The sequence below is a fragment of the uncultured Ruminococcus sp. genome, assembly GCA_902785355.1.
In the GTDB taxonomy this organism is placed as follows: Bacteria; Bacillota; Clostridia; order Oscillospirales; family Acutalibacteraceae; genus Ruminococcoides.
Genome location: CACZYF010000003.1, coordinates 16,488 through 27,595 on the forward strand (window position 1 = coordinate 16,488; position 11,108 = coordinate 27,595).

Below are 11,108 nucleotides of genomic sequence, written 5' to 3' on the forward strand. Positions count from 1 at the left end.
GATTTATCAATAAATTCACCCGACGGAATTCCCGCCGGGTGTTTTTCATGAATTATTCGTTTTTCATGCTGTCTTCAAGATTCTTTTTGGACCTTTTGTATTCCTTCTCAATGTATTTGGGATCGTTATCGACCTGCTTGCCGTAAACCACAAAGCGGGTGAACAGAAACTCGGTGACAAAGTTCAGAATCATATTCAAAGCTGTCGCAAAGACACTGTACCAGCCGAGCGTCGCCGTCAAATAATGCTCGAACCATGTTGAGAGCGGAGTAAAAACGCAGTAATAGCCGGCAACCTTCGCCATTGCAACGGGGATATTGGCTACGGAATGAAAGGTAACCTTTCGATTGATAGTAAAGTTATATACCACGGATACAACCAGAGCGATCAGGTAAGTCGCCCACTTCGGCAGCGGCGTTACGGCGTTCAACAGTTCGGACAGCGACAGCTCTATGACGCCCGCCGAAATAGACAGCAGCGTAAACTTAACGGATCGGATCAGTTCCTTCTTTTTATTATCATTCATAAGCTAACCTCATATCTTTTGTTTAAAAAAGCGGAAGCTCTGTCCGAGTTTCCGCTTTTAAAAGGCTTTCAGGGTCGGTTACTCTTCCGAATCATTGTTCTCGGGAGGAACGTAACCGGGAGTCACCATCGAAGTGGTGGCGGTGGTGGTTTTACTGGAAACAGCGTCCTCATAGATAAATCTAGCCATCGCATTACGGGCGCCGTCCCAATCTGAGATAACGATAACGCTCTGTCCGTCGTCGGTAGTACCGTAGCGCCAGGTGCCTTCGACCGGCATAGACATCTGCTCCATATCATATTTCATATAAGTGAGCATATTGGTCAGCAGAAAGGTGATATCGCCCTTGGTCAAATTGGTGGTAACATAAGGACCGACCTTGTTAGCGATCGTGACCAGCTTGGTGATATCGGTATCGTTACGCAGGCTTTTGATGATGGTCTCAAGCAGATTGCGCTGGCGCTGGGTACGATCCCAGTCGTCACCGGAGAAGCTGTACTCGGGATTACCGCCGAGCTGATACTCGCCTCGGTTGCGGGCGAACCAGAGCGCCTGATAACCGTCGAGGTGAACCATCTGCTTCTTCTTCGTTGCGTCGTATGTGAGCTTTTTGGTGACATTCTCCTGACCGTTGACCTCGATCTGAGCGTTGATATACTGGATCTCCTCGATACTCAGCTCGATATCGACGCCGCCGAGGATCTTGATGATATCTCTGAACGCGTCGAAGTCGACCGTCGCGTATTTATCAACCTTGATACCGAAGTTTGCTTCGATCGTTTCGATAGACTTCTTTTCTCCGCCGAAGGAATATGCGGCGTTGATCTTATCATCGCCGAGTCCGGGGATATGCACGTAAGTATCGCGCTGGAAGGAAGTGAGCTTGAGCTTATTATGAACATTGTCGATCGACATCAGGATCATGGTGTCGGAACGACCGTAGTCCTCGCCGTCGCCCTTGGAATCCTGACCGAAAAGCAGAATATTCAGGACGTTGTCGCTGGAGAGGAGGCTGTCGCCGCCTGACTTGATGCTGACCGTCGTAGTCTCGGTGATCGCTTGGGACGGCGCCTGAGGCTCGGTAGAATCATTAACATAGTTGATCCCGTTCAGCACGTTCTCAAGCATCGTTTTACCAACAACCATAACCGTACCCGATAAAAGCATCAGAATGGAGAGGATCAGCACAAACACACGCTTGCCGGTACCTCTCTTTCTGCGGGGCATATCGTCATCGTCATAAAATCTGTCAACATCAGCGGAGGATGAAATATCAACAAAATCGTTATCTCGTTTTGCCATCTATAAACCGCCTTTCATAACACAACTGATTTATTACGGTCGGACATACCACCCGACTGTAAATATACCATCTTATTATACTATGTAAAGATGAATTAATTTTCTTATTTAGAATTATAAGTCGAATTAATAAAATTTTTACAAGTTATAGTAGATAAAGCGCAAAATGAGGATATATCTTGTATATTTTACCGATTTAATCTATTATCCGAGTTCATCTAAAGTCAGGTAATAAGCGGGAAGGCACTCATCCATAAAAACCTTGAGCGCCGGCAGATCCATCTGCTGCAGCGAGCGCTCGGTTGCCTCCTTCGCTTTCATGAACTCATTATTCCCCATTCTCACCTCTTCGATACATTTGATAAGCGCGGAAAGCTTATCTGCCGCCTTGACATAGACGGCAAGAACGGGATCGTCATTTGAAAGCAAGGGTTCATAGGCTGGCCGAAGGTCGCCGGGCAGCATGGAAAGCAGCTTGTTCTCCGCCGCTTTCTCAACCGCCTTATAAGCAGAGATGATATCGGGGTTAAAGTACTTGACGGGTGTGGGCATATCGCCGGTGATGATCTCCCCCGCGTCGTGGAACATCGCTACGACAGCCGCCTTATCGGCGTCGATATGCTCGCCGAAACGAACGTTGGCGATATGAGCCAGCGCGTGCGCAAGGACAGCGGTCTCGAGACTGTGCTCGGAGATATTCTCTGTCTGGGTATTGTTCATCAATCCCCATCGGTCGATATATTTCATGCGTGAGATCATGGCGAAAAAACGGTTCATGGATATTTCTCCTTTGCTCTTTGGGTTAATCAGCAGCTACTGAACGATTATAATTAATAATATAAGATATATTTTCAAAAATATAGTGCAATTTAAAAGATTGTGTGCTATAATACATAAGTTAATGTATATTATTGTAGCATACTAATCCGCAAAGGTAAAGCATTTTTCACGGGAGGGACGTTTTGAAACTGATAAAAAACGATCAAAAACGCCGTCCTTATGCTTTGTTCGCCTTTCTGTGGGCTTTGATACTGTCGGTCGCGATCATCGTTCCGATCATGATAAAGGATCAGGGATACTTCCTGTATTACGGTGATTTCAACGTGCAGGAAATTCCCTTTTATCAGCTGTGTCACGACAGTATCCTCAGCGGAAATACCGGCTGGAGCCATCTGACGGATCTGGGCGCGAATTTTGTCGGGAGCTACAGCTTTTATCTGCTGGGTTCTCCGTTCTTTCTGCTGACGCTGCCGCTGCCCTCCGGCTGGGTGCCTTACGCGATCGGTCCCCTGCTTGCGCTCAAGCTGAGCTTCTCTTCCATGACGGCGTACATCTACCTCAAGCGCTATGTCCGCGACCCGCGTTACGCGGTAATGGGCGGTTTACTGTATGCGTTCTCCGGATTCTCGCTTTTCAACGTCTTTTTCTTCCACTTTCACGAGGCGATGATCGTCCTCCCCCTGCTGCTGGCGGCGCTTGATGAATATCACGCGACCGGACGAAAGGGCCTCGTCGCGGCTGCGGTATTCTTGTGTGCTACGATCAATTATTACTTCTTCTTCGGTCAGGCGCTGTTCGCGGTCATTTATTATTTTGTGAAGCTGTCCGTCAAAGCATATCGTTTCTCCTTAAAAGGTCTTCTGACGCTGCTTTTGGAGGGGTCGATCGGCGTATGTCTGTCGTGCTTCCTTCTTCTGCCCTCTGTCGCAGCGATCATCGGTAACTACCGCGTTTCATCGCTGATCAACGGCTGGAACATTATCCTCTATCCGCGAACCCAGCGCTACATTCAGATACTGAACGCCTTCTTCTTCCCCTCCGATATCCCTGCGCAAAACAACTTTACCCCTGACGCGGGCGGAAAGTGGGCGTCGGTAGCCGCTTATCTGCCGATGTTCTCAATGACCTTTGTTATCGCGTATCTCAGAGTTCATAAAAAGACATTTTTCAAGCGATTATTGGTCATTCTCTTCATCATGGCTCTGATTCCGGTGCTGAACACCGCTTTTCAGGCTTTGAACAGCGCGTACTACGCGCGATGGTTCTATATGCTGACATTGATGATGATCACGGTTACGATCAAGGGGATCGAAGAGCTTGACCTCAAAGCGGTAAGAAAAGGATTTATCCCAACCGTGGTCATTACCCTTAGCATTACCCTCATCATCGGACTGACCCCGCAAAAAACAGAAGATAACGCAAAGCGAGAGATCATCAAGCTCGGTATCTCGAAGTATCCCAAGCGCTTCTGGATCTTCGCAGCGATGGCGATAGGCGGTTTGATACTCAGCTTTCTTCTATATTGGATCGCAAAGAAAAAGCCCCTTGTGTTATTCAGAAGCACCGCGCTTGCGCTGAGTCTGTTCATCATCGGATACAGCTCGATCTACCTGTGGTGCGGAAAGCGCATCACCGACCATTCAGACAGCTTCATGATCGAAAGCGCCTTAAACGGCGGGAAGGACGTCACGCTTCCGGATATTCATGAGGTACGATCCGACTTTTATCAATCTGCGGATAATATCGGGCTGTTCTGGAAGATACAGAATATCCAGACGTTTCACAGCATCGTACCGGGATCGACCATTGACTTCTACAACAGCGTCGGCGTAAAACGTGATGTTGCGTCAAATCCCGGAGCGGAATACTACGGACTGAGAGGCCTTTTATCCGTCAAATATCTTTTTGAAGAAGAGAACAGTAAAACAAACAACTCCGATCACGTCCCTCCTCTTCCCGGCTTTCGCTATGTTAATACCGAAAACGGCTACCGCGAATACGTCAACGAGCATTATGTCCCGATGGGGTTCGTTTATGACAGCTTTATCACTGAGGAGGAGTTTCGCGATATCTCAAACGAGGGCAAGCATCTTGCACTGATGAAGGCGATGGTGCTCTCGCAGGATCAGATGGCGGCGTATGCCGATATCACCGGCTACCGCGACGGTCAATACCTTAACCTGAACTTCAGACATAATCCGAATGATCCGCAGGATCAGCTGCATCCCGAATACGAAGGATATGAAAGCATTACAAAAAGTTTTCGGTACAGTGAGGAAGAATACATGAAAGACGCCGACAGACTTGCCGAAAGCGCCTGTTCTTCGTTTAAATATACAAGTGACGGCTTCAGCGCCGAGTTCGACAATCGAGGCGACGACAATCTGCTGTTCTTCAGCGTACCGTTCGACGAAGGCTGGAGCGCCAAGGTGAACGGCGAGCCTGCTAAGATTGAAAAGGTCAATGTCGGCTTCATGGCGATCCGCGTCAAGGGAAATACAAAGAGCGAGATCCGTTTCACCTACCGCACACCGATGCTTACCGAAGGCATGATCATATCCGCTATCGGGGCAGGCATATTCATCATCTATTTCGTCATCAACAGAGGTTTTCGTGCAAAGCGGAAAGCTCGCAGAAAATACAGAATCAAACAGAAATCAGAATCAATATCTTTAGGTTCGACAGGGGGATTAACATGAGTTTCGGAGAAAAAATACTCGATTACAAAGATGAGATCATTACCGATCTGACGGAACTGATCGCGATAAAATCTATTTCAGGCATCCATGAAGACTGCAAAGCGGCGCTGGACTGGATGATGAAGAAAGCGATCAGCTTCGGTCTGTCCGCATCAAGCATCAACAACGTTGCGGGACATGCACAGCTGGGCGAGGGCGGTAAGCTCTGCGGCGTGCTGACGCACCTGGACGTCGTATCAGAGGGCAACAACTGGGATTCGCTCCCGTTCGAGCTGTCGATCGGCGACAACGGCTATATGTACGGAAGAGGCGTAGCGGACGATAAAGGTGCCGCGCTGATCACACTGTACTGTCTGCGCGCACTCAAGGAGAACGGCGTCGTCGGAAAGAATACCCTGCGCGCGATCTTCGGCACCAGCGAGGAACGCGGTATGGAGGATATGGACGAATACTTCAAGTACGAGCCGATCCCCGACCTTTCCTTTACCCCCGATTCCGCTTACGGTATCTGTAAGGGCGAGAAGGGTATCCTTCAACTCGAGCTGTACGCCGATACTCACGACGGCACGACGCTGACTCAGCTGCACTCCGGCAAAACCACCAACGCTGTCCCCGATACCGCCTATGCACTTCTGGACTGCACCGAGAACGAGGATCATCAGCTCGCGCGTCTTGCCGACGCTAAGGAAGGCTCGTTTGAGTTCTATTATACTATCGACGGAATGATGGTTCTCTCGCGCGGCAAGGCTTCTCACGCCGCGAAGCCCGAAGAGGGTTTGAATGCCGCTACGGCGCTGATAGACCTGCTGACCTCTAACTTCTCGCTGCCTACCATGGGGAAGCTTCCCGCGTTTATCAGCCATTACATCGGGACGGATACCGACGGCGTGATGCTGGGTATCAAAATGCGCGATAAAGAATCCGGTCCGCTGACCGTCAACGTTGGTACGGTACACATCGACTCCGGTTACGCGACCTGTACCATCGATATCCGCTACCCTGTTACCGCAGACGGTGAGGAGATCCTTGAAACCATCCGTCGTCATGCGGAGCGCGAGGACATCCACGTCAAGGTGCTGACGCATCAAAAGCCGCTGTATCTTGACGAGAACTCGGATATCATCCGAATCCTGAGCGAATCCTACGAGACCGTCATGGGCGAAAAGCCCTCTGTCTACACCTCGGGCGGCGGCACCTATGCCCGCAAGCTGGGCGGCAAGGGCGTTGCGTTCGGTCCCGTGTTTGAGGGTGAAGTCAGCAATATCCACAACGCAAATGAATGTTTGAACGTTGATCTTTTCTTCAAGCATGCCCAGATCTGTCTGGAGAGCATGTATAATCTCTATACCAAAGGATGAATAACTTGTCTACTGAAGCAATTGTTAAACAACAAGCGCGTGAAACACTGAAGCATAATTATCCCCGGGCAATTATTGCGTTGCTGATCACGCTGATACCTCTGTATATGATCGACGGCACGACCACTGTGATCTCGTGCGCGTTTATGAACCTGATCCCCGACAGCGAAACAGCGAAGTTCTGGATTTATGCCGTCGGATATCCGGTAGAGTTCATCGCGGGATTTCTGCTGTCGCCGGTCATCAACGGCTATATCCGAGCATACTATCGCTGCGCTTATACAAAGGAAATGGATCTCAAGGATGTTTTCTACTACCTTGAAAAGGGCAGATACGGTGAAACACTTGGTTTTAATATCCGTTTTATCCTTCGTATGCTGATTCCGACGGTGCTGCTGTACCTTCCGTTGATCGCCTTTGAGATCATCTCGAGCAACATCGGCGGAGACTTCTACGGCGGGCTGGTTTACCGCGACGTCTACTTTCTACTCGCGGTGCTGTCTACGCTTGCCGTTACGCTTTACGCGCTCAAGTATTTCACCGTATTCACCGCTTGTGTGGACAGGGAGGAGCTGAACCTCAGCTCGGCGGTGGAGTACTCCAAATACATCATGAAAAACAAGACAGGCTCCGCGGCAAAGCTGATCCTCAGCTTTACGCCGTGGCTGCTGTTATGCATGCTGATCCTACCGGCGCTGTACGTTATCCCTTACATGACGCAATCGCTGTGCGTCGCGGCGAAATGGATGACGCAGGCGTCCTTTGAGGAGAACTGATATGAGAGTATCACTGTGTACGATCGCCCGAAACGAAGAACGGGCGTTAAACGGTCTTTTAAGAGATTTCAGAGACCAGAACTACCCCCACAACAAAATTGAGATCATTATGGTCGACTCGAACTCCACTGACCGTACCCACGAGCTGATGGATGAGTTCAAGGAAACGGATAACGGCTTCTATGCCGTCAAGGTCTATACCTGCTACGGCTCCAATCAGGCGGCGGCGTGGAACGTTGCGATCGAGCACGCCACCGGCGATATCATCATCCGCGTGGACGCTCACGCCCAGATCCCGCGCCAGTTTGTATCACGTAATGTCTTTAACATCAAAGAAGGCGAGAACGTCGTCGGCGGCGGTCGTCCCAATATATGCGCTAACCCCAATCCGTGGACAAAGACCCTGCAGGCGGCTGAGGAAAGCCTCTTCGGCTCATCGGTCGCGGACTATCGCCGACCTGCCGCTCAGAAAGAGTACCACGACAGCCTCTTTCACGCGGCATATCGCAGAGAGGTCTTTGCGAAGGTAGGCGGCTTTAATGAGGATCTGGGCAGAACAGAGGATAACGAGATGCACTACCGCATACGTCAGGCGGGCTACAAGATCTGCTGCTGTCCGGAGATCATCTCCTTCCAGCATACCCGCTCAACCCTCAAGCACATGATCAGTCAGAAATACGGTAACGGTTACTGGATCGGTCTTACCGTCGGCGTATGTCCGAAATGTCTCAGCTACTTCCACTTCATCCCCTTCGTATTCCTGCTGTCAATCATCGGCAGTCTGCTCTTCTGGATCGTGACAGGCCAGCCGGTGCTGCTCGCGATCATCGCCGCGATGTACGCGATGTTCAACATGGTCAACACGGTCGGCGCCTTCATCCTGAAGAAAACGCTGAACCCGATGTTCCTGATTCTGCCCTTCCTCTTCCCTATTCTGCACCTGAGCTACGGCGTCGGCACGCTGGTCGGACTGATCAAGCTGCCCCGCTGGAAAAAGAGTCTTGACGGCAGTTCACAGAGAAGGATCGAGGAGGTCAAGCAGGCTGTCAAAAACAACACCGTCATCTACGACGAAGAACAGGTAGAGGTATTATGAGTGAAGTACTGCAGCTCGACAGAGAGCTACTGAGAAAACTGCAATTAAAGGAGCTTGAATCCTTAGTATATTTCGACAACTTTTGTAAGGAATACGAGCTTAGATATTATCTGTTAGGCGGATGCGTCATCGGCGCGATCCGTCACGGCGGTTTCATCCCGTGGGATGACGACGTCGACATCATCATGCCCAGAAGGGACTATGAACGGATGCTGAGGCTATGGAAGCGGGAGGAAAGCTCCGAGCGTTTTTTGATGCTGAAAACGGACGGTGAAGTATTCACCGGCAACAGCTTTGCGACGCTGGTGGATATTTCCGCAACTATAGTAAAAGAAAACCAGCAGAATATCGACGTACCGCACGGAATCGTCACGGATATCTTCCCGATGGACGGATGTCCCGACAAGCGCCTGCAGCGCTACATGCAGTACTATCACGCGATGATGTACAGCCTGTTCATCACCGAAACTGTACCGACTAAGCACGGCAAGCTGATCGAGCTGGGCGGCAAGCTGCTGTTGAAGCTCTTCCCGAACCGTGATAAGCGCACCAAGATTTGGAAAAAGCACGAGAAGAAGATGACGCGCTACGCCTTTAACACGCACAAGAAATGCACCGAGCTCTGTGCCGGTCCGCATTATATGCTCAACGAGTACCCGCAGGAGGCGTTCAAGAAAGCGGAGTACCATGACTTTGAGGGCTTATCCATGCCCCTGCCGCAGGGCTATGACGAGTACTTACACATGGCGTTCGGCGACTACATGGAGATGCCGCCCGAGGACAAGCAGGTGCCGCATCACGATCTGGTTGCGCTCGATCTGGATACGCCGTGCATGGAATACAAGATTTCTCGATCAACAAATGGATCGGAACCGGTTGAGGAAACGATCGATGATGCAGTTACTGAATCAACTGAGGAAACGATCGCAAAAACCGCTGATGAATCAATTACGGTAACGGTTGAAGAATCGACAAGCGAATCCGACACTGTTCCGGAGTAATCAAACACCATTATCAAAAGAAAGACAGAGTAAAAGAATACGCGTTAAGTGTTTGCTGTACGGGGAGTTGACAGCAGGACGAAGGGCAGGCGCGCCTGCATTTTCTGTTATCGCCTTTGTCAAGTTTGAATCTTTGACAGAGTAAGAAAGAGGCGCATGCGTCCCGCGGTGTATTCTTTGCATCCCGCTGTTGCATATGGATAACCTCCTTATGCACATAGGAATGCAGAAGGAGGTTTTTATGTCAATCATCAAAAAATTTGCAGAATCATCCAAGGAACTCGGACACGTTCAAACGCTCGCTGTATGTGCGATGCTGCTTGCGCTGCGCGTAGTACTCGGTATCTTCTCAAACTTCACGCTGGCGATCATGCCCTTCGTCAAAATCGGCTTTTCGTTCATCCCGATCGTGATCGTCGCCTATCTGTACGGTCCCGTATGCGCGGGCATCGTTTCCGGCGCGGGCGATATACTCTCGATCATCATCTCAAACCCCACCGCCTTCTCGATGAACCCCGCGCTGACCGCGTGTTATGTGTGGGAAGGCATCCTGTACGGTATGATCCTGTACAAAAGCGATATGTCGCTGAAACGGATCATCATATCGAAGGTCGCTGTGCTTGTACTCTGCACCCTGCCGCTGAACACCATCGTGCTCAGCGGGATGATGAATATCCCCTATCTGCAATTACTGCTGTACCGTGCGGCTGTACTGGTGCCGTTCGGCGTCGTGGAGGTCATCATCATGCGATTTATCAAACCGCTGCTTGATCGGATCAAGTTTATCAAAGCATAAAGAAAAGCACCTCGGTTTTGAGGTGCTTTTTTCATATCAGATTTAATTATAAAGCCGCTTTGATCAGAGTCAGAAGCTCGTCATAAGTATCGCAGGCGGGAATGTCGGGATAATCCGCCTTGATGCTGTCGGGAGCTCGGAACAGGAAGCCCGCCTTACTCGCTTGGATCATCGCGAGGTCGTTGAAGCTGTCGCCGCTGGCAATGGTCTCGAAGCCGCAGCTCTGGAGTGCGCGGACGGTAGTCAGCTTGGTCTTTTCACAACGGAGCTTATAGTCGGTGATCTTACCGTTCTCATCAACGACCAGTTCATTGCAGAAGATAGCCGGCCAGCCTAACTTCTCCATCAGGGGCTTCGCGAACTGAGAGAACGTATCGCTGAGGATGACCGCCTGGGTGATCGAACGCAGCTCGTCGAGAAACTCCTTCGCGCCGGGCATCGGGTCGATCTTTGCGATGGTTTCCTGGATTTCTTTAAGGCCGAGACCGTGCCGATCAAGGATATCCAGACGATACTTCATCAGCTTATCATAATCGGGCTCGTCGCGGGTCGTGCGCTTGAGTTCCGGGATACCGGAAGCCTCGGCAAATGCGATCCAGATCTCGGGAACCAGTACGCCTTCAAGATCCAAGCATACAATATTCATGATAAATCCTTCCTTTACGAGTAGTTTTCATATATGCATATTAAACTACAGATCAGCGGATTTGTCAAGTAATAAACTTCCCGGGGTGAAAGCAGACCTATTTTAAATCGGTTGAGATTGCCACAGCC

At 50.2% G+C, this 11,108-nt stretch carries 10 protein-coding genes and 1 riboswitch; of the genes, 6 read left to right on the forward strand and 4 right to left on the reverse strand.

The window, feature by feature from the left end:
- Nucleotides 1–52: 52 nt before the first annotated feature.
- The 3 genes from R2I50_RS01200 to yfbR all read right to left on the reverse strand — a co-directional run bounded on the left by R2I50_RS01200 (nucleotide 53) and on the right by yfbR (nucleotide 2,605).
- A complete protein-coding gene (locus tag R2I50_RS01200; RefSeq protein WP_316607246.1) occupies nucleotides 53–526 on the reverse strand; it encodes a GtrA family protein in 474 nt (157 codons plus the stop codon).
- 78 nt (nucleotides 527–604) lie between these two features.
- Nucleotides 605–1,828 carry an LCP family protein gene (locus R2I50_RS01205; RefSeq protein WP_316607247.1) on the reverse strand — a complete coding sequence of 408 codons (1,224 nt, stop codon included), beginning with the start codon at nucleotides 1,826–1,828 and terminating at the stop codon, nucleotides 605–607.
- A 204-nt stretch (nucleotides 1,829–2,032) separates the two neighbouring features.
- On the reverse strand, nucleotides 2,033–2,605 hold the full coding sequence (yfbR, locus tag R2I50_RS01210; protein ID WP_316607248.1) for a 5'-deoxynucleotidase: 573 nt from the start codon (nucleotides 2,603–2,605) through the stop codon (nucleotides 2,033–2,035).
- A gap of 185 nt (nucleotides 2,606–2,790) precedes the next feature.
- Between yfbR and R2I50_RS01215 the strand changes: the two genes are divergently transcribed.
- The 6 genes from R2I50_RS01215 to R2I50_RS01240 all read left to right on the forward strand — a co-directional run bounded on the left by R2I50_RS01215 (nucleotide 2,791) and on the right by R2I50_RS01240 (nucleotide 10,334).
- On the forward strand, nucleotides 2,791–5,307 hold the full coding sequence (locus R2I50_RS01215; protein WP_316607249.1) for a YfhO family protein: 2,517 nt from the start codon (nucleotides 2,791–2,793) through the stop codon (nucleotides 5,305–5,307).
- A complete protein-coding gene (locus tag R2I50_RS01220) occupies nucleotides 5,304–6,665 on the forward strand; it encodes a Sapep family Mn(2+)-dependent dipeptidase (protein WP_316607250.1) in 1,362 nt (453 codons plus the stop codon). The genes R2I50_RS01215 and R2I50_RS01220 overlap by 4 nt, the downstream gene beginning before the upstream one ends.
- A 5-nt stretch (nucleotides 6,666–6,670) precedes the next feature.
- Complete coding sequence (locus R2I50_RS01225; protein WP_316607251.1) at nucleotides 6,671–7,441, forward strand: DUF975 family protein; 771 nt, start codon at nucleotides 6,671–6,673, stop codon at nucleotides 7,439–7,441.
- Nucleotide 7,442: 1 nt separating this feature from the next.
- A complete protein-coding gene (locus R2I50_RS01230) occupies nucleotides 7,443–8,537 on the forward strand; it encodes a glycosyltransferase family 2 protein (protein ID WP_316607252.1) in 1,095 nt (364 codons plus the stop codon).
- The gene (locus tag R2I50_RS01235; protein WP_316607253.1) at nucleotides 8,534–9,538 is read left to right on the forward strand and encodes a LicD family protein; all 1,005 of its coding nucleotides are present in this window, start codon (nucleotides 8,534–8,536) and stop codon (nucleotides 9,536–9,538) included. Before R2I50_RS01230 ends, R2I50_RS01235 begins: the two co-directional genes overlap by 4 nt.
- Before the next feature lie 23 nt (nucleotides 9,539–9,561).
- Nucleotides 9,562–9,730: riboswitch (THF riboswitch) on the forward strand.
- Between the two features lie 49 nt (nucleotides 9,731–9,779).
- Nucleotides 9,780–10,334 carry a folate family ECF transporter S component gene (locus R2I50_RS01240; RefSeq protein WP_316607255.1) on the forward strand — a complete coding sequence of 185 codons (555 nt, stop codon included), beginning with the start codon at nucleotides 9,780–9,782 and terminating at the stop codon, nucleotides 10,332–10,334.
- Between the two features lie 46 nt (nucleotides 10,335–10,380).
- On the opposite strand, the gene thrH is transcribed toward R2I50_RS01240, so the two are convergent.
- The gene (thrH, locus tag R2I50_RS01245; RefSeq protein WP_316607256.1) at nucleotides 10,381–10,980 is read right to left on the reverse strand and encodes a bifunctional phosphoserine phosphatase/homoserine phosphotransferase ThrH; all 600 of its coding nucleotides are present in this window, start codon (nucleotides 10,978–10,980) and stop codon (nucleotides 10,381–10,383) included.
- Nucleotides 10,981–11,108 lie beyond the last annotated feature (128 nt).